General features: G+C 72.0%; 20 protein-coding genes. 14 read left to right on the top strand and 6 right to left on the bottom strand.

Annotated elements, in window-relative coordinates:
- Positions 1-58: 58 nt before the first annotated feature.
- Complete coding sequence (locus ACZ6JT_RS27345) at positions 59-1057, bottom strand: LacI family DNA-binding transcriptional regulator (RefSeq protein ID WP_469213698.1); 999 nt, start codon at positions 1055-1057, stop codon at positions 59-61.
- Between the two features lie 146 nt (positions 1058-1203).
- Here ACZ6JT_RS27345 and ACZ6JT_RS27340 point away from each other — a divergent pair, with 146 nt between their 5' ends.
- The 12 genes from ACZ6JT_RS27340 to ACZ6JT_RS27285 all read left to right on the top strand — a co-directional run bounded on the left by ACZ6JT_RS27340 (position 1204) and on the right by ACZ6JT_RS27285 (position 13263).
- Complete coding sequence (locus ACZ6JT_RS27340; RefSeq protein ID WP_469213696.1) at positions 1204-2466, top strand: MFS transporter; 1263 nt, start codon at positions 1204-1206, stop codon at positions 2464-2466.
- Positions 2467-2594: 128 nt separating this feature from the next.
- Positions 2595-3956 carry a Pup--protein ligase gene (gene pafA, locus ACZ6JT_RS27335; protein WP_030016332.1) on the top strand — a complete coding sequence of 454 codons (1362 nt, stop codon included), beginning with the start codon at positions 2595-2597 and terminating at the stop codon, positions 3954-3956.
- A gap of 115 nt (positions 3957-4071) precedes the next feature.
- Entirely contained in the window at positions 4072-5013 is a 942-nt protein-coding gene (locus tag ACZ6JT_RS27330) for an FKBP-type peptidyl-prolyl cis-trans isomerase (protein WP_469213694.1), read from the top strand.
- Between the two features lie 28 nt (positions 5014-5041).
- Positions 5042-5434 (top strand): FKBP-type peptidyl-prolyl cis-trans isomerase, encoded by a 393-nt coding sequence (locus ACZ6JT_RS27325; RefSeq protein ID WP_469213692.1) that lies wholly within the window; start codon positions 5042-5044, stop codon positions 5432-5434.
- A 120-nt stretch (positions 5435-5554) separates the two neighbouring features.
- Entirely contained in the window at positions 5555-6511 is a 957-nt protein-coding gene (locus ACZ6JT_RS27320; RefSeq protein ID WP_469213690.1) for a helix-turn-helix transcriptional regulator, read from the top strand.
- A gap of 111 nt (positions 6512-6622) precedes the next feature.
- Positions 6623-7591 (top strand): helix-turn-helix transcriptional regulator, encoded by a 969-nt coding sequence (locus tag ACZ6JT_RS27315; protein WP_469213688.1) that lies wholly within the window; start codon positions 6623-6625, stop codon positions 7589-7591.
- Positions 7592-7605: 14 nt separating this feature from the next.
- Positions 7606-7833: a hypothetical protein gene (locus tag ACZ6JT_RS27310; protein WP_469213686.1), complete on the top strand. Its 228-nt coding sequence runs from the start codon at positions 7606-7608 to the stop codon at positions 7831-7833.
- 26 nt (positions 7834-7859) lie between these two features.
- On the top strand, positions 7860-8060 hold the full coding sequence (locus tag ACZ6JT_RS27305) for a hypothetical protein (protein WP_469213684.1): 201 nt from the start codon (positions 7860-7862) through the stop codon (positions 8058-8060).
- Positions 8061-8229: 169 nt separating this feature from the next.
- Positions 8230-8511, top strand: coding sequence for a Sec-independent protein translocase subunit TatA (tatA, locus tag ACZ6JT_RS27300; RefSeq protein WP_469213682.1), 282 nt, complete (start codon positions 8230-8232; stop codon positions 8509-8511).
- Positions 8512-8556: 45 nt separating this feature from the next.
- Positions 8557-9513 carry a twin-arginine translocase subunit TatC gene (gene tatC, locus ACZ6JT_RS27295; protein ID WP_469213680.1) on the top strand — a complete coding sequence of 319 codons (957 nt, stop codon included), beginning with the start codon at positions 8557-8559 and terminating at the stop codon, positions 9511-9513.
- 164 nt (positions 9514-9677) lie between these two features.
- On the top strand, positions 9678-12518 hold the full coding sequence (locus tag ACZ6JT_RS27290; protein ID WP_469213677.1) for a DEAD/DEAH box helicase: 2841 nt from the start codon (positions 9678-9680) through the stop codon (positions 12516-12518).
- A 91-nt stretch (positions 12519-12609) separates the two neighbouring features.
- Positions 12610-13263, top strand: coding sequence for a helix-turn-helix domain-containing protein (locus tag ACZ6JT_RS27285; protein ID WP_469213675.1), 654 nt, complete (start codon positions 12610-12612; stop codon positions 13261-13263).
- On the opposite strand, the gene ACZ6JT_RS27280 is transcribed toward ACZ6JT_RS27285, so the two are convergent.
- From ACZ6JT_RS27280 to ACZ6JT_RS27265, 4 genes are all read right to left on the bottom strand, one after another.
- Positions 13260-14234 (bottom strand): pseudouridine synthase, encoded by a 975-nt coding sequence (locus tag ACZ6JT_RS27280; protein WP_469213674.1) that lies wholly within the window; start codon positions 14232-14234, stop codon positions 13260-13262. The two genes, ACZ6JT_RS27285 and ACZ6JT_RS27280, sit on opposite strands and share 4 nt — an antisense overlap.
- Before the next feature lie 19 nt (positions 14235-14253).
- The gene (locus tag ACZ6JT_RS27275) at positions 14254-15795 is read right to left on the bottom strand and encodes a serine hydrolase (RefSeq protein ID WP_469213672.1); all 1542 of its coding nucleotides are present in this window, start codon (positions 15793-15795) and stop codon (positions 14254-14256) included.
- 334 nt (positions 15796-16129) lie between these two features.
- Positions 16130-16969: a siderophore-interacting protein gene (locus ACZ6JT_RS27270; protein ID WP_469213670.1), complete on the bottom strand. Its 840-nt coding sequence runs from the start codon at positions 16967-16969 to the stop codon at positions 16130-16132.
- Between the two features lie 49 nt (positions 16970-17018).
- Positions 17019-17924, bottom strand: coding sequence for a 5'-3' exonuclease (locus ACZ6JT_RS27265; RefSeq protein ID WP_469213917.1), 906 nt, complete (start codon positions 17922-17924; stop codon positions 17019-17021).
- Between the two features lie 282 nt (positions 17925-18206).
- Between ACZ6JT_RS27265 and ACZ6JT_RS27260 the strand changes: the two genes are divergently transcribed.
- Complete coding sequence (locus ACZ6JT_RS27260; RefSeq protein WP_030706107.1) at positions 18207-18755, top strand: helix-turn-helix domain-containing protein; 549 nt, start codon at positions 18207-18209, stop codon at positions 18753-18755.
- 4 nt (positions 18756-18759) lie between these two features.
- Complete coding sequence (locus tag ACZ6JT_RS27255; RefSeq protein WP_469213668.1) at positions 18760-19476, top strand: helical backbone metal receptor; 717 nt, start codon at positions 18760-18762, stop codon at positions 19474-19476.
- A 115-nt stretch (positions 19477-19591) separates the two neighbouring features.
- Here ACZ6JT_RS27255 and ACZ6JT_RS27250 read toward each other — a convergent pair whose 3' ends face one another.
- The gene (locus tag ACZ6JT_RS27250; RefSeq protein WP_469213667.1) at positions 19592-20710 is read right to left on the bottom strand and encodes a TDT family transporter; all 1119 of its coding nucleotides are present in this window, start codon (positions 20708-20710) and stop codon (positions 19592-19594) included.
- Between the last annotated feature and the right edge of the window lie 18 nt (positions 20711-20728).

Genomic DNA, 20728 nt, shown 5'->3' with positions numbered 1-20728 from the left:
GGCCCCGGTTCGCCGTTTTCGGCGGGCCGGGGCTTCGTCGTGTCCGGGTCGGGTCCGGTCAGGGGGTGGGGGCGGGGCCGGTGGAGTCGCGGACGACGAGGTGGACGGGGATGTCGGGGGCGGTCCAGGGGGTGCCTTCGAGGACGGCGAGGAGTGCGGTCATGCCTTGTTCGCCGACGCGTTCGGCGGGGAGGTGGATGGTGGTGAGTTCGGGTTCGACGGCGGTGGCGAGGGCGAGGTCGTCGAAGCCGGTGACGGAGAGGTCCTCGGGGATGCGCAGGCCGAGGCGGCGGGCGGCTTTGCAGGCGCCGGCGGCGAGGATGTCGTCGTCGCAGACGATGGCGGTGGGTCTGCCGTGGGGGGTGGCGAGGGCGGTCTCCGTGGCCGTACGGGCGCCGTCGACGGTGAGGGGGGACCGTACGGTGCGCAGTTCGTTGTCGGGGCCGAGGAGGGCGGCCAGGGCTGCGGCGCGGGTGTCGAAGGTCCAGGAGTCGACGGCGGAGGCGAGGTGGAGGTAGCGGCGGTGGCCGAGGGCGAGGAGGTGTCGGGTGATCTGGCGCATGCCGTCGGCCATGGCGAGGTTGACGTGGGCGGCGGCGGTGCCGGCGGTGGGGTCGCTGTCGAGCATGACGAGGGGGAGGGTGTTGCCGCCGATGGCGTCGAGGGCGTCGGCGGCCATGGAGGAGGCGATGACTCCGTCGAGGGCGGCGCGGGCGGAGGCGAAGGGGTCGCGGGCGGGGCCGGTGCCGTCGGGGGAGGGGTAGAGGACGACGCCGAAGCCGTGTTCGGCGGCGATGCGGGCGGCGCCGGTGTAGACGCGGGCGAAGAACTCGTTGGTGAGGGCGGGGACGACGAGGAGGGCGGTGCGGGTGGAGCCGAGGCGGAGGTTGCGGGCGGCGAGGTTGGGGCGGTAGCCGAGGCGGGTGGCGGTTTCGCGGACGAGGGTGGCGGTGCGTTCGGAGACGCGGCCGGGCCATTTGTCGCCGAGGACGAGGGAGACGGTGGCCTGGGAGACCCCGGCGGCGGTGGCCACGTCGCGGCTGGTGGGTCTCGTCACAGGGTGCTCCTGAAGTGCGAGGTCGTGGGTGGTGTGGGGGTGGTGGCGGGGTCTGTGGGGTGGACCCGTGGACTGCGGCCATGGTACGTATGACGCGACACGTTATACGTATTACCCCGGCAGGATCCGGGCGGAAGGGGGCGGACATGGCCGCGGGATACGCGGAGCTGCTGCGAACCCGGCACGCCGCGAGGCTGCTGGTGGGCACGCTCGTGGGGCGGTTGCCGAACGCGACCGCGCCGATCGCGATCGTGCTGTTCACGCGTGCCGAGGGCGGCAGCTACAGCCTCGCGGGGGCCCTCGCGGCCGCGTACGGGGTGGCCAACGCGGTGGGTCAGCCCCTGCTGGGTCGGGCGGTGGACCTGTTCGGGCAGCCGCGGGTGCAGCTGCCGGCGGCGGTGGTCTCGGCGCTGGGCGTGGTGTGGCTGGCGCTGGCGGGTACGGGGTCGGTGGCGGCCGCGTATGCCGCGGTGGTCGTCGCGGGGCTCTTCACCCCGCCGCTGGAGGGCGGGCTGCGGGCGCTGTGGCCGGGTGTCCTGGGGGGCCGTGAGGAGAAGGTGCACGCGGCGTACGCGATGGACGCGGTGGCCCAGGAGGTCATGTTCACGGTCGGTCCGCTGCTGGTGACGCTGTTCGTGACGCTGTGGTCGCCGGCCGGGGCACTGCTGGCGCTCAATGCGATCGGGGTGCTGGGTGCGCTGTCGGTGGTGGTGAGCGAGCCTTCGCGTACGTGGCGTTCGGCGCCGCGGGAGGCGCACTGGCTGGGTGCGTTGCGTTCGCGGGGACTGCTGGCGCTGCTGGGTGCCTTCTTCTTCGTGGGGATGGCGCTGGGTTCGATCACGGTGGCGGGTGTGGCGTACGCGGATGATCACGGGAACCAGGCGGTGTACGGGTGGCTGATGGCGGCGCTGGGGCTGGGTGCGCTGATCGGCGGGGTGACGTACGGGGCGCGGCAGTGGGCGGGTGCGCCGGAGCGGCGGCTGCGGATGCTGGTGGCGTTGCTGGCGCTGGGCTATCTGCCGCTGATGCTGACTCCGGGGCCGCTGGCGATGACGGGTCTGGCGGCGTTGTCGGGGGTGTTCCTGGCGCCGGCGCTGGCGTGTGCGTTCATCGTCGTGGACCGGCATGCTCCGGCGGGCACGGTGACGGAGGCGTTCTCGTGGCTGGTGACGTTCTTCGGTGTCGGTGCGGCGATCGGCACGGCGGCGGCGGGGCCGGCGGTGGAGCTGGGTGGTACGTCGGCGAGCTTCGGGGTGGCGGCGGTGGCGGGGGTCGCGGCGCTGTCGGTGCTGATGGTCACTCAGCGGGTGATGGCAACTGCGGGGCCGGGCCGGACGGTGGCGGGTTCGTCTGACGGGGTGTCGCAGGGTGCGCGTGAGGTGGCGTCGGGGGCCTCGTCGGAGGGGTGAGGCGGGGGCGCCACGCCCGCTCGGGTGGCCTGTTCGGCGGCGGTTCGGTGGGCTCGGTCGGGGGAACTGATCGAAACGGCGCTCCCGAACCCGGTTTCAGAAGAGGGCAGAAGGCGTAATGTTCAGTCATGGACCGCCGCATTTTCGGGCTGGAGAACGAGTACGGCGTCACGTGCACGTTCAGGGGACAGCGCCGACTGTCTCCTGACGAAGTGGCGCGCTACCTCTTCCGCCGTGTTGTGTCATGGGGCCGCAGCAGCAATGTCTTCCTGCGGAACGGCGCCCGTCTGTACCTCGATGTGGGTTCGCATCCGGAATATGCAACTCCCGAATGCGACAACGTGACCGAACTGGTCACCCACGACAAAGCAGGCGAGCGCATTCTCGAAGGACTGCTCGTCGACGCCGAGCGCCGCCTGCACGAGGAGGGAATCGCGGGCGACGTCTATCTCTTCAAGAACAACACCGACTCGGCGGGCAACTCGTACGGCTGCCACGAGAACTACCTGGTGGCCCGGCACGGGGAATTCTCCCGCCTGGCGGACATTCTCATTCCGTTCCTCGTCACGCGGCAGCTGATCTGCGGTGCGGGCAAGGTGCTGCAGACGCCCCGGGGTGCGGTCTACTGCGTGAGCCAGCGGGCCGAGCACATCTGGGAGGGTGTCAGTTCCGCCACGACCCGTTCGCGGCCGATCATCAACACCCGGGACGAGCCGCACGCGGACGCCGAGCGCTACCGCCGGCTGCACGTCATCGTGGGCGACTCGAACATGTCCGAGACGACCATGCTGCTCAAGGTCGGGGCCACCGATCTGGTGCTGCGCATGATCGAGGCGGGCACGGTGATGCGTGACCTGACCCTGGAGAACCCGATCCGGGCGATCCGCGAGGTGAGCCACGACATCACGGGTCAGCGCAAGGTGCGTCTGGCGAGCGGCCGGGAGGCCTCGGCGCTGGAGATCCAGCGGGAGTACTACGACAAGGCGGTGGACTTCGCGGAGCGCCGGGGCATCCGTACCGGTGTGGTGGACCAGGTGTTGGAGCTGTGGGGTCGCACGCTGGACGCGATCGACGCGGAGGACCTGGACCGGATCGGGACCGAGATCGACTGGGTCATGAAGTACCAGCTGATCGAGCGGTACCGGGCGAAGCACAACATGACCATGTCGAATCCGCGGGTGGCTCAGATAGACCTCGCGTATCACGACATCCACCGTCGGCGCGGGCTGTACTACCTGCTGGAGCGCAAGGGGCAGGCGGCGCGGATCTGCAACGACCTGAAGATCTTCGAGGGCAAGTCGGTGCCCCCGCAGACGACGAGGGCGCGGCTGCGCGGGGACTTCATCCGCCGGGCGCAGGAGCAGCGGCGGGACTTCACGGTGGACTGGGTGCACCTGAAGCTCAATGACCAGGCGCAGCGGACGGTGCTGTGCAAGGACCCGTTCCGGTCGGTGGACGACCGGGTGGAGAAGCTGATCGCCGGCATGTAGGTCCACAATGTGACATCGCACTTCTGGCCGGGGCCCCGTACGTCTCTCGTACGGGGCCCTGCGCACGGCTTAGAGTGGCGGGCGACCGCCTTGCCGTCTGAGATCTGAGGAACCCGTGCGCCGACTTGCCGGCCTGCTTGTCGTACCCCTTCTGCTGCTGTCGACGGCAGCGTGTGGCGACGACAGCGGCTCCGACTCCGCCCAGATGAAGAACGGGGCGCCCGCGATCACCAAGGGTGCCAAGTTCGGGGAGACGCCCACCCTGTCGAAGGGGACGGGCGCGCCGCCCAAGGAGCTGAAGGTGGTGACCATCAGCGAGGGCACCGGGCAGGTGCTGAAGAAGAACGACATCGCGCAGGTCAACTACCTCGGCCAGGTGTGGGACGGCAAGGAGCCGTTCGACCAGAGCTTCGGCCGGCCCGCGCCGTTCGACCTGACCATCGGGGCCGGCGCCGTCATCAAGGGCTGGGACCAGGGCCTGGAGGGCCAGAAGGTCGGCAGCCGTGTCGAGCTCGTGATCCCGCCGGACCTCGGTTACGGGGCGCAGGGCTCGCAGCCGAAGATCAAGCCGAACGCCACGCTGGTCTTCGTCGTGGACATCGTCAAGGGTGCCAGCGTCCCGGCCTCGGCCACGGGCAAGGAGGTCGCCCAGGACAACAAGGACCTGCCCAAGGTCGGCACGAACACGGACGGCCAGGAGGTCTCGGTGGCCGTCCCGAAGGACACCGCCGAGCCGGCCAAGCTGGTCTCGAACTACGTCCTGGAGGGCGACGGCGCGGTGGTCAAGGACACCGACTCCGTCGTGGTGAAGTTCAACGGCAAGACGTGGAAGGAAGACAAGACCTTCGAAAGCACGTACACCTCGGGTCAGACGGTCACGTGGCCGCTGAAGGAGCTCTCGGTCGCGGGTCTGAAGGACGGCCTGATCGGCAAGAAGGTCGGCAGCCGCATCCTGCTGGTCATCCCGCCGGACCAGGCGTTCGGCGACAAGGAGCAGGGCACCATCCCGGCCAAGTCGACGCTCGTTTTCAGCCTCGACATCCTCGCCGTGATGTAAGACTGTTCCGGTTGACCGTTTCGTACCTATGAGGAGCAGTTCCGTGAGCCAGAAGCTCGAGAAGCCCGAGATCGACTTCCCCGAGGGCGAGGCCCCGGCGGACCTCGTGATCGAGGACATCTGGGAGGGCGACGGCGCCGAGGCCAAGGCCGGTGCGATGGTCTCCGTCCACTACGTGGGTGTGGCCTTCTCCACCGGTGAGGAGTTCGACGCTTCGTGGAACCGCGGTTCCGCGCTGCAGTTCCCGCTCGGTGCCGGCCGCGTCATCGCGGGCTGGGACCAGGGCATCGCCGGCATGAAGGTCGGCGGCCGTCGCAAGCTGACGATCCCGGCGCACCTCGCCTACGGTGACCGTGGCGCGGGCGGTGCGATCGCCCCGGGCGAGACCCTGATCTTCGTCTGTGACCTGATGGCCGCCTGATCCACCGGCAGCCACTCCGAGGGCCCCCGCCGTGAGGCGGGGGCCCTCGCTTTTGTCCGGGACCGCCGGGGCGGTACGGTCAACGGTCACGAGTGTGTCGAGAACGGGGGAAGGGCGTCGATGGCGATTGCCAAGGCCGAGCGGCTGATGAATCTGGCGCTGTGTCTGCTGGGGACCCGCCGGCCGCTGAGCAAGCGCGAGTTGCGCGGCTCCATCGAGGCCTACATGGAGGCCGGCAACGACGAGTCCTTCAACCGCATGTTCGAGCGGGACAAGGACGATCTGCGCGAACTCGGTCTGGTCATCGAGACGGTGGAGAACCTGGACGGCGAAACCGGTTACCTGGCCCGCCGGGACAGCAACCGGCTGCCTCCCGTCTCGCTGGACGCCGAGGAGGCCGCCGCCCTGGGGCTGGCGGCCAAGGTCTGGCAGCAGGCCCGCCTGGCGGGAGCCGCCAGCGGGGCCCTGCAGAAGCTGCGCGCGGGCGGGATGCCCGAGGCGGGCGACCCGTACGAGGGCCAGCACAGTGCCATCGAGCCGCGCATCCCGGTCCACGAGGCGGCCTTCGAGCCGCTGATGCTGGCCTGCCGGGACCGCCGGCCGGTGGTCTTCGACTACCGCAAGTCCACCGCCGCCCGGCCCGAGACCCGGCAGGTGGAGCCGTGGGCGCTGGAGTGCTGGCGCGGCCACTGGTACCTGGCCGGCTACGACCGCGACCGCGGGGCGGAGCGCGTGTTCCGGCTGTCCCGGATCACCGGCAAGGTCAAGTCCCGGGCGGCCAGGTACACCGCCGAGGTCCCGGACGTGGTGACCGTACGGGAGACCGTGGCGAGCTGGGCCGGGGAGAGCGCGGACCGCTCCGCGCTGATCCGGCTGCGCGCCGGGGCGGGCTACCCGCTGCGGGCCAAGGCCACCGCGGTGTGCGAGGGCGCGGACGGCTGGGACGAGCTGGAGATCCCGTACGGGCACGGGCTGGACGCGTGGCTGGTGGAGTTCGGGCCCGACGTCGTCGTGGTCGGGCCCGCCGACCTGCGGGCCGACGTGGTGGACCGGCTGAGGGCCGTCGCCAAGGCCTGAACCGGCTCCGCCGCATTCGAGACCGCCGTATTCGAGACCGCCGCATTCCGGTTCGCCGCATTTCGCGACCGCCCCATTCGAAGTCGTGCCCTGAGGGGGAGACGTACCAGCATGGCTGCCAACGCCATCGACCAGACCCGCCGGATGCTGTCCCTGGTGACGTACCTGCGCGAGCGCCCCGGGGCGCACGTCGCCGACGTCGCCCGCGCCTTCGGGATCACCGAAGACGAGCTGATCTCGGACCTCGACGTGCTGCCCATGTGCGGGACCAGCTTCCGCGGCGGGGACCTGCTCGACATCGACACCGACGGGGAGCGCATCTGGTGGCGCAACCCCGACGCCTCGGGTGAGTCCACCGCCGAGCCGCTGCGGCTCGCCGCCGACGAGGCGACCGCGCTGCTGGTCGCCGCACGCGCGGTGGCGACCCTGCCCGGGCTGCGGGAGAGCGACCGGGACGCCCTGCTGCGGGCCACCGCCAAGCTGGAGGCGGCCGCGGGCGAGGCGGCCGGGGCCAGTGCCCGGCTGTCGGTGACCTTCGAATCGGAGGGCGGGGTCTTCGCCGACGTCGACCGGGCCATCGCGGAACGCCGGCGGCTGTGGCTGCGCTACTACTCGCCCGCGCGGGACGAGCTCACCGAACGCAAGGTCGACCCGATCCGGCTGTTCGCGGTGGGGCACACGTACATGGAGGGGTGGTGCCACCTCTCCGAGGCCCGGCGCACCTTCCGCCTCGACCGCGTGGCGGAGATCCGGCTGCTGGACGAGCGGGCCGAGCCCCCCGCCATCGAGCCGCGCGACCTGTCCGAGGGCCTGGTCCAGCCGGCCGCCGAGGACCCGGAGGTCGTCGTCGAGGTCGGCCCGGGCGGGCGCTGGGTCGCCGAGTACTACCCGCACGACAGCGCGGAGGAGCTGGCCGACGGAGGCCTGCGGATCACGCTGCGCAGTCCCGATCCGGCTTCGCTGCGACGGCTCGCGCTGCGGCTCGGGCGCGAGGGGCGGATCGTCGCCCCCACAGAGCTGGCGGAGAGCGCGCGGAGCGCCGCTCGAGAAGCACTCGCGGGGTACGGGGAACAGGTCTGAGGGGAGCGGGGTCGATGTCGCCAACGTCCGGGCCCGTCGCCTTCAAGGCCTCCTGCCCCGACTGCCGGGCCCGCTTCGAGCTGGACGCGGGAGCCCTGCGGCTGGCCATCGGCGGCAGCCGGCGGGCCACCTTCTACTCCTTCACGTGTCCTGAATGCGGCGTCTCCGTGCGAAAACCTGCTGGTGAGCGCATTGTGGAGCTGCTGACGGGCGGTGGCGTGAGCACCCTGCGCAGCATCTGAGGCGGGCGGTGGCCTAGGCTCGCCCCATGCTGTGGCCGATGTTCGCAATTGCCCTGGGCTTCCTCGGAGTCGCCGTGCTCGCCGTGCCGGCCGTACGGGTCTACGCGGAGGTGCGCAGACTCTCCGCGCAGGTCGCGCAGGCCAGCCGCCGGATCACCGATGCCTCGGTCGATCTGGAGCGGGCGGCCACGGACCTGGCCAGGGCGGGGCGCGGCGTGCGACCGTAGCGAACGCGTCGGGCGTGTGACGAGGGGATTGACAACCGGCCAGGACGCAAGACGGGGTACGCCGGGGGATTGCCGGGCGTTAACCCCCTGGGGTTACGATCCTCGGTAGAGAAAGTCCCAGGCGCCCCTGTCCGGTGCGCTGCGAACCTCGGAGAAAAGGAAGATTTCTATGGGCAACCTCAGGGGTTGGGAAATCCTCGTCATCGTCGGCGTGATCATCCTGCTGTTCGGCGCCAAGAAGCTTCCTGACATGGCCCGCTCCCTCGGCAAGTCTGCCCGCATCCTCAAGAGCGAGGCCAAGGCGATGAAGAAGGACGGCGAGGCCGAGGACGCGACCGCCGCGGACCAGTCCGCGCAGCAGCCCGTGGCCCCGCGCACCATCCAGGCCGCGCCGGGTGACGTCACCAGCTCCCGCCCGGTCAGCGAGCCGAACCGCGCCGCCCAGGGCTGACGCGCCGAACGCGCCAGCCATCTGCAACGAGACAAGGGACGTGGGTTGCTCAAGTCTGCCCGCAAGCAGGGGAAAGCGGACAAGGACGCCGAAGGGCGGATGCCTCTTGTCGAGCACCTGCGTGAGCTGCGAAACCGTCTGCTGAAGTCGGTCCTGGCGATCCTGGTGATCACCATCGTCTCGGCCTTCTTCTACCGGGACATCATCAACTTCCTGCTGAAGCCGATGCTGGATTCCGTCGGCTGCACGAACGGTGTGGTGACGCAGCGCAACGGCCGCCCCTGCGCCGACATGACCGTGAACGGTCTCATCTCGGCGTTCTCGATCGCCCTCAAGGTCTCGCTGACCGCCGGTGTGGTGCTGTCCGCGCCGGTGTGGCTGTACCAGCTGTGGGCGTTCGCCGCGCCGGGGCTGCACAGCCACGAGAAGAAGTACGCGCGGAGTTTCGTCGCGGTCGGCGCGCCGCTGTTCGGCGTGGGCGCGGTGCTCGCGTACAAGATCCTCCCGCAGACCGCGACGATCATGCTGGAGTTCACGCCGGACCACGCGCGCAACCTGCTGCCGGTCGACGACTACCTCGACCTGGTCACCCGCATGGTGATCGTGTTCGGCCTGGCCTTCGAGCTGCCGCTCCTGCTGATCCTCCTGAACTTCACCGGTGTGCTCACCGGCAAGCGGCTCGGCGGCTGGTGGCGGGGCATGGTCCTCGGCATCACGATCTTCGCCGCCTTCGCCACCCCCACGGGTGACCCGCCGACCATGCTCGCGCTGGCCCTGCCCATCGTGGCCCTGTACTTCCTGGCCCTCGGCATCTGTCTGCTCAACGACCGCAGGCGTCGGCGCAACGACCCCGACGCGGGTCTGAGCGACGACGAGGCCTCCGAGCTGGACCTGACCCCGGCGCCGATCGGCGCCCTGGAGTCGGTGCCCGCCCCCGCCGCGCTGCCCGGACAGGCCGACGGCGGACGCCAGCGGATCAACGGGTACGACGACGCGACCTGACAGGTGGATTCCGTGGGTGAGCTGTGAGGTCACCCCCTTCGTCGATCCCACGGCCGGACGCGGCCGGGGCGCGCACGCCTCGTAGTGCGGCCCCGGAGCGGTCCGCCTGCTCACTTAAATGATCGGGACTGTTGTCAGAGCCGACGGGTAGGCTCGACAGCAAGATGACCGAAGAACTCTCACCCGCCGAGCGGTACGCCGCTGCCCGGATCCGCGCCGCCGAAGAGGCCACTGCCCTGGCCCCCTTCCGCGAGATGTACGAATTCGATCTGGACCCGTACCAGATCGAGGCCTGCAAGGCACTGGAGGCCGGCAAGGGCGTCCTCGTCGCCGCCCCGACCGGCTCGGGCAAGACCATCGTCGGCGAGTTCGCCGTGCACCTGGCCCTCCAGCAGGGCCGCAAGTGCTTCTACACGACGCCGATCAAGGCGCTGTCGAACCAGAAGTACGCCGACCTCGTCAAGCGCTACGGCGCCGACAAGGTGGGCCTGCTGACGGGCGACAACAGCGTGAACTCCGAGGCGCCGGTGGTCGTGATGACCACCGAGGTGCTCCGCAACATGCTGTATGCGGGCTCCCAGTCGCTGCGCGGTCTCGGCCACGTCGTGATGGACGAGGTCCACTACCTCTCCGACCGGTTCCGCGGGGCCGTGTGGGAGGAAGTGATCATCCACCTCCCCGAGTCGGTGACCCTGGTGTCCCTCTCGGCCACCGTGTCGAACGCCGAGGAGTTCGGCGACTGGCTGGACACCGTCCGCGGGGACACCGAGGTGATCGTCTCCGAGGAGCGGCCCGTCCCGCTGTGGCAGCACGTCATGGCCGGCCGCAAGATCTACGACCTCTTCGAGGAGGAGTCCGACCACGGCGGCCGCGGCTCCGCCCGCCGGGAGGTCAACCCCGACCTGCTGCGCATGGCGCGCGAGGAGAACAGCCGCACCTACAACCCGAAGGACCGGCGGCGCGGCAAGATGGTCCGCGAAGCCGACCGCGAGCGCGAGCGGCGCTCCCGCGGCCGGATCTGGACCCCGTCCCGCCCCGAGGTCATCGCGCGCCTCGACGGCGACGGGCTGCTGCCCGCCATCAACTTCATCTTCAGCCGGGCCGGATGCGAGGCCGCGGTCCAGCAGTGCCTGTACGCGGGCCTGCGGCTCAACGACGAGTCCGCGCGGCTCAGGGTCCGCGAGATCGTCGAGGCGCGCACCGCCTCCATCCCCACCGAGGACCTGCACGTCCTCGGGTACTACGAGTGGCTCGAAGGCCTCGAGCGGGGCATCGCCGCGCACCACGCGGGCATGCTGCCCACCTTCAAGGAGGTCGTGGAGGAGCTGTTCGTCCGCGGTCTGGTGAAGGCCGTCTTCGCCACCGAGACCCTGGCGCTGGGCATCAACATGCCCGCGCGCACGGTGATCCTGGAGAAGCTGGTCAAGTGGAACGGCGAGCAGCACGCCGACATCACCCCCGGCGAGTACACGCAGCTGACCGGCCGGGCCGGGCGGCGCGGCATCGACGTCGAGGGCCACGCGGTGGTGCTGTGGCAGCGCGGCATGGACCCGGCGGGGCTCGCCGGCCTCGCGGGTACCCGTACGTATCCGCTGCGTTCCAGCTTCAAGCCCTCGTACAACATGGCCGTGAACCTGGTCAGTCAGTTCGGGCGGCACCGCTCGCGCGAGCTGCTGGAGACCTCCTTCGCGCAGTTCCAGGCCGACCGCTCGGTCGTCGGGATCTCCCGGCAGGTGCAGCGCAACGAGGAGGGCCTGGAGGGCTACCAGGAGGGCATGACCTGCCACCTGGGCGACTTCGAGGAGTACGCGCAGCTGCGCCGCGACCTGAAGGACCGCGAGACGGAGCTGGCCAAGCAGGGCGCCGCCCAGCGGCGGGTGCAGGCGGCCAGTTCGCTGGAGAAGCTCAAGCCGGGCGACATCATCCACGTGCCGACGGGCAAGTTCGCCGGGCTCGCGCTGGTGCTGGACCCGGGCGTGCCGGCCGGGCGGGTCCACGGGCACCGCGGGTACGAGTACGCGGAGGGCCCGCGCCCGCTGGTGCTCACCGCCGAGCGGCAGGTCAAGCGGCTCGCCGCGATCGACTTCCCGGTCCCGGTGGAGGCGCTGGACCGGATGCGGATCCCCAAGACCTTCAACGCGCGTTCGCCGCAGTCCCGTCGGGACCTGGCCTCGCAGCTGCGGAGCAAGGCCGGTCACATCACGCCGGAGCGGCGTGCGCGCGGCCGGGCCGCGGCGGCCGACGACCGCGAGATCGCCCGGCTGCGGTCCGCGCTGCGGGCGCACCCCTGCCACGGCTGCGACGAGCGTGAGGACCACGCCCGCTGGGCGGAGCGCTACCACCGGCTCAAGCGGGACACCCAGCAGCTGGAGCGGCGGATCGAGGGCCGGACGAACACCATCGCCCGCACCTTCGACCGGATCCACGCGCTGCTGACCGAGCTGGACTACCTGCGCGAGGACGAGGTCACCGTGCACGGCAAGCGGCTCGCCCGACTGTACGGGGAGCTCGACCTGCTGGCGTCCGAGTGCCTGCGCGCCAAGGTGTGGGAGGGCCTCAGCCCGGCCGAACTGGCGGCCTGCGTCTCGGCGCTGGTCTTCGAGGCGCGGCAGTCCGACGACGCGGTCGCGCCGAAGGTGCCGGGCGGTGCGGCGAAGGAGGCGCTGGGCGAGATGGTCCGCATCTGGGGCCGGCTCGACGCGCTGGAGGAGGAGCACCGCATCAACCAGGCGGAGGGCGTGGGGCAGCGCGAGCCGGACCTCGGCTTCGCCTGGGCCGCGTACCAGTGGGCCTCCGACAAGAGCCTGGACGAGGTGCTGCGCGAGGCGGAGATGCCCGCCGGTGACTTCGTGCGCTGGTGCAAGCAGGTCATCGACGTGCTCGGGCAGATCGCGGCGGCGGCCCCCTCGGCCTCCGGCGACAGCGGGAGCACGGTGGCGCGCAACGCCCGCAAGGCCGTGGACGCGCTGCTGCGGGGCGTAGTGGCCTACAGCTCGGTCGGCTAGCCGGTTTTGGGGCTTCCTCCGAGAACGGGGGCGGCCTGATCTGATCTCTTGCCATGATCGATTCGTCGTGCTCTGTGCGACGATCGGTCCCATGAGCGGGGGAACAGACGAGGGCCCGAGACGGGTCGGTCGGCCACGCGCCGACCGGCTGAGACCGGAGAGCGGCCGGCCGCCGCGCGAGGAACTCCTCTGCGCGGCGGCCGAGTTGTTCACCGCCCAGGGATACGCGGCGACCACCACGCGAGCGGTCGCCGGGCGAGCCGGAATGCGCCAGGCCACGATGTACCACTACTTCGGCGGCAAGGAGGAACTCCTCGCCGAACTGCTGGAGTCCACCGTCGCGCCCTCGCTGGTCCTGGCCCGCCGGCTGCTCGCCGAGGGCGGTCGGCCCGCCGCGCGCCGGCTGTGGGAGCTGTGCCGCTCCGACGTGCTCCTGCTGTGCGGGGGCCCGTACAACCTGGGGGCGCTCTACCTGCTGCCCGAGGTGGGCGGCGCGCGCTTCGCGCGGTTCCGCCGGATGCGCGCGGAACTCAAGGACGCCTACCGGGTGCTGCTCGACGGGACCTGCGCCGGAGCCGAACTGGCGGGGGACCGGGCGGGACTGACGCTCCGCAACGACCTGGTCTTCGGACTCATCGAGGGCGTCATGCTGATCCACCGGGCCGATCCGGCGCGGCCAGTGACGGCCTTCGCGGAGGCCACCGCCGACGCGGCGCTGCGGATCGCGGGAGTCCGTCTCCCCTAGGCCCTCTCGGGCCGGGGGCCGGCCTCCCAGGCCGCGCGGTCGTCCCAGGCCTGGAGGGTGCGGCCGCTCTCGAAGCGGTGGACGGCTCCGGTGACCGGATCGGTGAACTCCAGGACCCGGGCCAGCAGCTGCAGGGGCCGGCGGTAGTCGTCCGGGGCCGGATCGGTCACCTCCGGATACACCGGGTCCCCCAGGATCGGCAGGCCCAGGCCGTTCATGTGCACGCGCAGCTGATGGGTGCGTCCGGTGCGGGGGGTCAGCCGGTAGCGGCCCAGGTCCCCCCGGGTACCGGTCAGTTCGATCAGGCTCTCGGCGTTGGGCTCGGCGCCCGGCACCTCGGTGGCCGCGATCACCCCGCGCGCCTTCTCGATGCGGCTGCGGACCGTGCGCGGCAGGGCGAGCGCCGGGTCGTGGACCGCCAGGGCCTCGTACTCCTTGTGGACCTCGCGCCGCTGGAAGAGCAGCTGGTACGCACCGCGGTCCTCGGGCCGGACGCTGAACATCACCAGGCCGGCCGTCAGCCGGTCCAGGCGGTGCGCCGGGCTGAGCGCGGGCAGGTCCAGCTCCTCGCGCAGCCGCGCCAGGGCGGTCTCGGTGATGTGGCTGCCGCGCGGGGTGGTCGCCAGGAAGTGCGGCTTGTCCACCACCAGCAGGTGCGGGTCCCGGTGGACGACGCGGAGCGCGAAGGGCACCGGGGGCTCCGGCTCCATGTCCCGGTGGAACCACAGGTAGCCGCCCGGCTCGTACGGGTCCCGGGCGTGCAGCACCCGCCCGCCGGGGCCGAGCACCCGGCCGGCCGCCAGCAGGCGCGCGATGGAACCGGCGCCGCGGGTGCCGGCGTAGCGGTCGGCGAGGTAGCCGCCGAGGTCCGGCCAGATTCCGTCGGGGTCGGGCGGCAGCCGCAGCCGGACCGGGTCGATGCCGGCCCGCTGGGGGAGGGGCGAGGGGGGTGGCTGGGCTCTGCTTCTCATCGGGGGACAGGCTATGCGGCTACCGCTGGGTGAAGGTGCCCAGGTGCTCGGCGTCGAGGTACTCGACGCGGAGGGTGCCGTCGGCGAAGAACACCCCGGTGCGGCCGACCGCGTTCTCGCCCGTGGTCACGAAGCTGAAGGTGTCTGCGTCGTAGTGGGTGAGCGGGAAGCGCAGCGGCTTCGGGCCCAGGGCCAGGGTGAGCGCGCCGTCGTCGTCCGCGGTCACGGTCGCCTTGCCGTAGTAGGGGTTGTCGTAGGTGCCGGTGTACGCGGCGCTGTCCCGGGCCGGCTTCGCGCCGGTGGGCGGGTGGGCGTAGTCGGTGGTCGGCGCGCCCGGGGGTGCGAGGGCCGCGGCGTAGGCGGAGGCGGCCAGCGGGAGCCAGTCGGTGGAGACCTTGCCGTCCTCGGCGTAGTCGAAGAAGTCCAGGGCGATGGCATCGGGCAGGCCGACCGGGGCGCCGTTGGTCAGGACCACGATGCCGAGCTTTTCCAGGGGGAGCATGGTGACGTTGGTGTTGGCTCCGAGTTCGAAGCCGCCGGAGTGGCTCAGGCGCAGGCGGCCGGCGCTGTCGTAGCTGACGTTCCAGCCGAGCCCGTAGAAGCTGGTGGTGCCTACGGCGTTGGTCGGCTGGGACACGATCTCGGGCAGGTGGGTGCGGGCGAGGGTGTCGGCGGGGACGATCCGCTTTCCGTCGAGGGTGCCGCCGGCCAGTTGCAGCCGCAGCCAGCGGGCCATGTCGGTGGCGGTGGAGCTGATTCCGCCGGCCGGGGACTGGGCGTCGGGATCGCGGACGAAGCGGGGGCTCCAGGTGCCGTCGGCGTTCTTGACGTGGGTGGAGGCGTGGTCGGGGGCGTTGATGAAGTCGGAGAACTCGGTGCTCGTACGGGTCATGCCGGCGGGCTTGAAGAGGGTGTCGGCGCTCAGCTTCTGCCAGCTGCTGCCCTTGGCGCGGGCGACGGCCTCGGCGGCCGCGGTGAGCCCGAAGTTGGTGTAGGCGTAGCTCGCGCGGAACGGCGAAAGGGGTTCGAGGCGCAGGTGGTCGAGGATGTACGCCTGGTCGTAGCCGAGGTCTTCGAGGAGGTCGCCGGCGTGGTCGGGCAGGCCGCTGCGGTGGGAGAACAGGTCGGCGGTGGTGACGTGGTCGGTGACCCAGGGGTCCTTCAGGGAGAACCCGGGGAGGGTGGTGCGGCGGTCCCACTCGGCGGGGTCGGTGAGGGCGGCGGCCACGATCGTGGAAGAGACGGGCTTGGACACCGAGGCGAGCTGGAAGACGGTGTCGGGGCCGACCTTGGCGCTCTCGCCGGTCCTGCGCACCCCGTAGCCCTTGATGTGGACGACCTTGTCGTCGTGGACGACGGCCACGGACACCCCGGGGACGCCGGTGCGGCGCATCATGTCCGCGACGGTCTGGTCGAGGCGGGCGACGGCCTTGTCGACTGCGTCGTCGCTGATCAGGGGGCGCGGTGGGGGCGGGGGGCTGGGGGCGGCCGCGGCCGCGGCCGCCGTCGCGGTGAGGAGGGTTGCGGCGGTGGCTGCCGCCAGTGCGCGGAGCGTACGCATGACGCCATTGTCCTGCCGGACGGGGGGTCGCGCGCGGGGTGGCTCCCGCCGGGTGGCTCCCGCCGGGGGTGCGGGTGCGTGCGCGTGTGCGGCGTCGCTGCCGGGGCTCCGCCCCAGACCCCGCGCCTCAAACGCCGACGGGGCTGGAATGGTGCGGCGCCGTCGCCGGGGGGCCCGCCCCGGACCCGGCGGGGCTGGAGTGGTGCGGCGCCGCTGCCGGGGCTGCGCCCCCGACCTCGCGGCTCAGACGTCGGCGGGGCTGGAGTGGTGCGGGGCCGCTGCCGGGGGTCCGCCCCGGACCCCGAGGCTCAAACGCTGGATTTGCCCCCGAGGGTCAGGCCGCTGTGGCGTGGTCCTGTTCGGCTTCGATCGTGGCGTTCCAGTCGCGCTTGATCGCGCGCCAGCCCTCGTCCGTTTCGCCCAGGCGCCAGTAGCCCGAGATCGAGAGGCGTTCGCGCGGGATGCCGCGTTCGAGGCGGAGGTGGCGGCGGAGGTCCTTGACGAAGCCGGCCTCGCCGTGGACGAAGGCGTGGACGTCCGTGGAGGGGAACTCCAGGGCGGTGACCGCCTCCACCAGGGCCTCGCCGATCGGGCGGCCGGCGCGGTGGAGCCAGACCGGGACGACGCCGTCCGGGGTGGCGACCTTCAGCTCGTCCTCCGGGCCGTCGATCTCCACGAAGGCGTGCACGCGTGCGCCCTCCGGCATCCGCTCCATCGCCGCTGCGATTGCCGGCAGCGCGCTTTCGTCGCCGACCAGGAGGTGCCAGGCGGCCTTCGGGTCCGGGGCGTAGGCGCCGCCGGGGCCGAGGAAGTGCACGCGCTCGCCCGGCTGCACCCGCGCCGCCCAGGGGCCGGCCACGCCCTCGTCGCCGTGGACGACGAAGTCGAGGGCCAGCTCCAGGTGCGTCGGGTCCCAGCTCCGCACGGTGTACGCGCGCTGGCGCGGCCACTGCGCCCGCGGGAAGTGCGCGCGGATCTCCTCCAGGTCCCAGGGCTCGGGATAGACGACGCCCGCCGGGGGGAAAAGGATCTTGACGTAGTGGTCGGTGTATTCGCCCGCGCCGAATTCCGCCAGGCCCTCACCGCCCAGCACGAGCCGCACCATGTGCGGCGAAAGCCGCTCGGTGCGTACGACGACGGCGGTGCCGACGGTGCGGGCGCGTCCTTCAGCCACGGTGTCTCCCCTGACTCCCCTGAAACTTAGCCTTACCTAAGTTAGCACCTCAGCGGCGCAGTGCGCCGCTCAGGCGGGAGACTGCTCCACCCAGACCCCACCGATGGGCTAGTGCCTCCAGCAGTTCCGGCTGCGCGGGGGCCGCCGGAAGGGCCGGATCGAACGCCGGCAGCGGCACGTCCGAGGCCACCTTGACCACCTTCGGGGCCACCGCCAGATACGGCCGGGACTCGTCCAGCCGCTTGCGCTGAGTGGGGGTCAGCTTCGACTTCGGGTCGTCGACCGCCGCGATGATCCCGGCCAGGCTGCCGTACGCGTCGAGGAGCTTGGCGGCGGTCTTCTCGCCGATGCCGGGGACGCCCGGCAGGCCGTCGCTCGGGTCCCCGCGCAGCAGCGCCAGATCGGCGTAGCCGGGGCCGTCGACCCCGTACTTCTCGCGCAGCCAGGCCTCGTCGGTCACCTGGAGGGTGCCGACGCCCTTCAGGGGGTACAGGACCCGGCGCTGCCGGGCGTCGTCCACCAGCTGGTAGAGGTCGCGGTCGCCGGTGACGATGTCCACCGCGCCGTCGGCGCGGGCCGTCAGCGTGCCGATCACGTCGTCCGCCTCGTATCCGGCGACGCCCACCCGGGCGATGCCGAAGGCGTCCAGCGCCGTCTCGATGATGGGGACCTGGGGGGCGAGCGTGTCCGGGGTCTCCTCGACGTCGGGTCCGCTCTCGGTCTCCTCGGCGACCCGGTGGGCCTTGTAGGAGGGGATCAGTTCCACCCGCCAGTGCGGCCGCCAGTCGGCGTCCATGCACGCCACCAGATCGTCCGGCCGGTGGTCCTGCACGAGCCGGCCGATGAAGTCGAGCAGCCCGCGCACCGCGTTGACCGGGGTGCCGTCGGGGGCCCGCACGGAGTCCGGCACGCCGAAGTAGGCGCGGTAGTAGAGGGAGGCGGTGTCCAGGAGCATCAGGCGTCGTGTCGTCACGGACACGATGATGCCGCAAGCCCCGGCACGGACCGTGAGCGGTCGGGTACGGGAAGAGCCGTGCACGCGAAACCGGGGGCGGTTGCTGCGTAAGGTGCTTACAGCACACCGATGTGCGACGGACATGGGGAGGGCAGCCCCGACATGAACGACAGGGACGGCACCGACGGTACGGATGGTACGGACGGTACGGACGGCCTGCGCGACAAGCTGACCGACAGGGACGAGAAGAGCAAGGACAAGGACGGCAAGGAGCCGCTGCGCGTGGGAGTCGCCGTGCGCAAGCGGCGCCGCGCGCTGCACCTCACGCTGGCCGCCGTGTCGGCGCGCAGCGGCCTGTCGGTGCCCTTCCTGAGCCAGATAGAGAACGAGCGGGCCCGGCCCAGCATGCGGTCCCTGGAGCGGGTCGCGGACGCGCTGGAGACCACGGCCGTCGAGCTGCTGGCCGCCTCCGACACCGCGCGCACCGTGGACCTCGTACGGGCCGGCGACGAGTCGGGGCTGGGCCCGGTCCACGGCGTGCGGCCCCTCGTGCGCGGGCACCACCAGCTGCACGCGCTGGAGTTCACCGGGGACCAGGACGCCGGCCGCGAGTACCAGCACCGCAACGACGAGCTGATGTACGTGGTCGAGGGCGCGTGCCAGGTGGAGGCGGAGGGGCGGGCGTACCGGTTGGAGAGCGGGGACGCGCTGTTCCTGTCCGGGGGCGTGCGCCACCGCTGGCGGGCCGTCACCGAGGACACCCGGCTCCTGGTGGTGGCGGTGGGCGAGCACATCCACGCCACCTCCGAGCCGCCCTCGCCCGAGCATTGAGCCGGTGCGCGTCGTCTCGCTGGTGCCCTCGCTGACGGAGGCGGTGGCGGTGAGCGCCCCCGGCCTGCTCGTCGGGGTCACGGACTGGTGCACGCACCCCGCCGACCTCGGGGACGCGGTGCGGATCGGGGGGACGAAGAACCCCGACGTACGGAGGATCGCGGAACTGCGCCCCGACCTGGTCATCGCCAACGAGGAGGAGAACCGGGCCCCGGACCTCGCGGCCCTGCGGGAGGCCGGGCTGAAGGTGCTCGTCACCGAGGTGAGGGACCTCCCGCAGGCGCTGCGGGAGCTGGATCGGGTGCTGGTGGGGGCGCTGGGGCTGACGAGGCCGGGGTGGCTGGCGGACGCGGAGCGTGCGTGGGCCCGGGCGGAGCCGGTCGGAGCTCTTACCGCTTTCGTGCCGATCTGGCGGAGGCCGTGGATGGTGCTGGGCCGGGACACCTTCGCGGGGGACCTGCTGGTGCGGCTGGGCGTCCGCAACGCGTACGCCGGGCACCCGGAGCGGTATCCGCGGGTCCCGGTGGAGGAGCTCGCGGCGGCCGGCTGCGATCTGGTGGTGCTCCCGGACGAGCCCTACCGCTTCACGGCTGCGGACGGCCCGGAGGCCTTCCCGGGCCTGCCCGCCGCCCTGCTCAGCGGCCGTCACCTCACCTGGTACGGGCCCTCGCTGGCCGAGGCCCCGGCCGTACTGGCCGAGGCCCTGCGGGCGGCCCGCTGAGGGGGTTTCGTCCCCTGCGGGGACGCGTACCGGGTTTGCCCCGGTCACGGGAGTGGCGCTGCTCGCGGCCGCCTGAGCCGCGCCCGCTCTCCGTGGGGTACGCGCCCCAGGTCGGTCAGGCGGCGAGCAGGCGGCCGGTGAACAGGCCGCGCAGGGTGTGGGCCGCGGTCGCCAGCCAGGCGGTCACCAGGGCGAGGAAGAGCGCGGTGGCGAGCCAGGCGAAGGCGGTCAGGCCCGTGTGGTGGGCCAGGCCGGTGGCGCCGGTGACGCAGGTGCCGACGGGGAAGGTCAGGGCCCACCACGTCATGGCGAAGCCCATGCCGCGCCGGGCGGCGCGGACCAGCATGGCTGCGGCGAGGGCCAGCCACAGCAGCGCGAATCCCATCACGGGGACCCCGTAGACGACGGCGAAGGCGCTGAGCGCTCCGGCGTAGGGGGCGCCGATCGACTGGTGGGCGACGTCGGCGAGCTGGTTCACGGCGGTGGTGGACTGGCCGAGGGGGCCGAGGACCAGGAAGAGGGTGGGGGTCAGGGCCAGGGGGAGGGGCCCGCCGACGACCAGCCGGCCGAAGATCAGGGGGAGCATCAGCAGGGTGGCGAGCAGGCTGATGCCGAACATGGCGTAGCAGGCGAGCAGCAGGGCCTCGCGGGGCTGGCCGGCGGGCAGGTGGGGGACCAGCAGGGGGCCGACGGCCGCGGAGACCATGGGGGCGACCAGGGGCAGCAGCCAGACGGGGGTGGCCTGGCGGGGCTCGACCTTGTGGCGCACCACCATCAGGTAGGGCACGACCACGGCCATGACCAGGCCGATCACGGTGCCGGCGGTGAAGAGGACGGCGTCCACGGCGGCGGCCGCGCCGGTCCCGATGAGGTCCTTGCCGACGATGAGGGCGCCGCCGCCGACGGACAGCAGCGCCATCGACAGACAGCCGTAGAAGGGGGCGACGGCGGGGTCGAGGAGGTGGGCGCGGGCCTGGTCGCGGTGGTGGATCCAGTGGCCGGCGCGGGCGGTGAGCAGGACGGCGAGGACGGCGGCGGACAGCGCCCAGAGGAGCTGGCAGGCCAGGCGCTGGCCGGGCAGCTGGTACGGGAGCGTCGCGCCCGCGTTGGCGATGATCGCCGTGCCCATGACGGAGGCGTACCAGTTGGGGCCGAGGTGCCGCAGTGCGGGGGCCTTGTGGGCCCGGACTGCGGGGGTGGTGTGGGTGCGGGGTCGCACGAGGGTGGTGGCCATGGACCCAGCGTCGCGCCG

This window comes from Streptomyces sp. NPDC046308, from assembly GCF_055588065.1.
This window is presented reverse-complemented; position numbering and strand designations above follow the sequence as displayed.

Excerpts from the sequence above, each read along its gene's own strand:
- ACZ6JT_RS27340 (WP_469213696.1), top strand. The coding sequence starts at position 1,204 with ATGGCCGCGGGATACGCGGAGCTGCTGCGAACCCGGCACGCCGCGAGG.
- pafA (WP_030016332.1), top strand. The coding sequence starts at position 2,595 with ATGGACCGCCGCATTTTCGGGCTGGAGAACGAGTACGGCGTCACGTGC.
- ACZ6JT_RS27325 (WP_469213692.1), top strand. The coding sequence starts at position 5,042 with ATGAGGAGCAGTTCCGTGAGCCAGAAGCTCGAGAAGCCCGAGATCGAC.
- ACZ6JT_RS27320 (WP_469213690.1), top strand. The coding sequence starts at position 5,555 with ATGGCGATTGCCAAGGCCGAGCGGCTGATGAATCTGGCGCTGTGTCTG.
- ACZ6JT_RS27315 (WP_469213688.1), top strand. The coding sequence starts at position 6,623 with ATGGCTGCCAACGCCATCGACCAGACCCGCCGGATGCTGTCCCTGGTG.
- ACZ6JT_RS27310 (WP_469213686.1), top strand. The coding sequence starts at position 7,606 with ATGTCGCCAACGTCCGGGCCCGTCGCCTTCAAGGCCTCCTGCCCCGAC.
- ACZ6JT_RS27305 (WP_469213684.1), top strand. The coding sequence starts at position 7,860 with ATGCTGTGGCCGATGTTCGCAATTGCCCTGGGCTTCCTCGGAGTCGCC.
- tatA (WP_469213682.1), top strand. The coding sequence starts at position 8,230 with ATGGGCAACCTCAGGGGTTGGGAAATCCTCGTCATCGTCGGCGTGATC.
- ACZ6JT_RS27290 (WP_469213677.1), top strand. The coding sequence starts at position 9,678 with ATGACCGAAGAACTCTCACCCGCCGAGCGGTACGCCGCTGCCCGGATC.
- ACZ6JT_RS27285 (WP_469213675.1), top strand. The coding sequence starts at position 12,610 with ATGAGCGGGGGAACAGACGAGGGCCCGAGACGGGTCGGTCGGCCACGC.
- ACZ6JT_RS27280 (WP_469213674.1), bottom strand. The coding sequence starts at position 14,234 with ATGAGAAGCAGAGCCCAGCCACCCCCCTCGCCCCTCCCCCAGCGGGCC.
- ACZ6JT_RS27275 (WP_469213672.1), bottom strand. The coding sequence starts at position 15,795 with ATGCGTACGCTCCGCGCACTGGCGGCAGCCACCGCCGCAACCCTCCTC.
- ACZ6JT_RS27265 (WP_469213917.1), bottom strand. The coding sequence starts at position 17,924 with ATGCTCCTGGACACCGCCTCCCTCTACTACCGCGCCTACTTCGGCGTG.
- ACZ6JT_RS27250 (WP_469213667.1), bottom strand. The coding sequence starts at position 20,710 with ATGGCCACCACCCTCGTGCGACCCCGCACCCACACCACCCCCGCAGTC.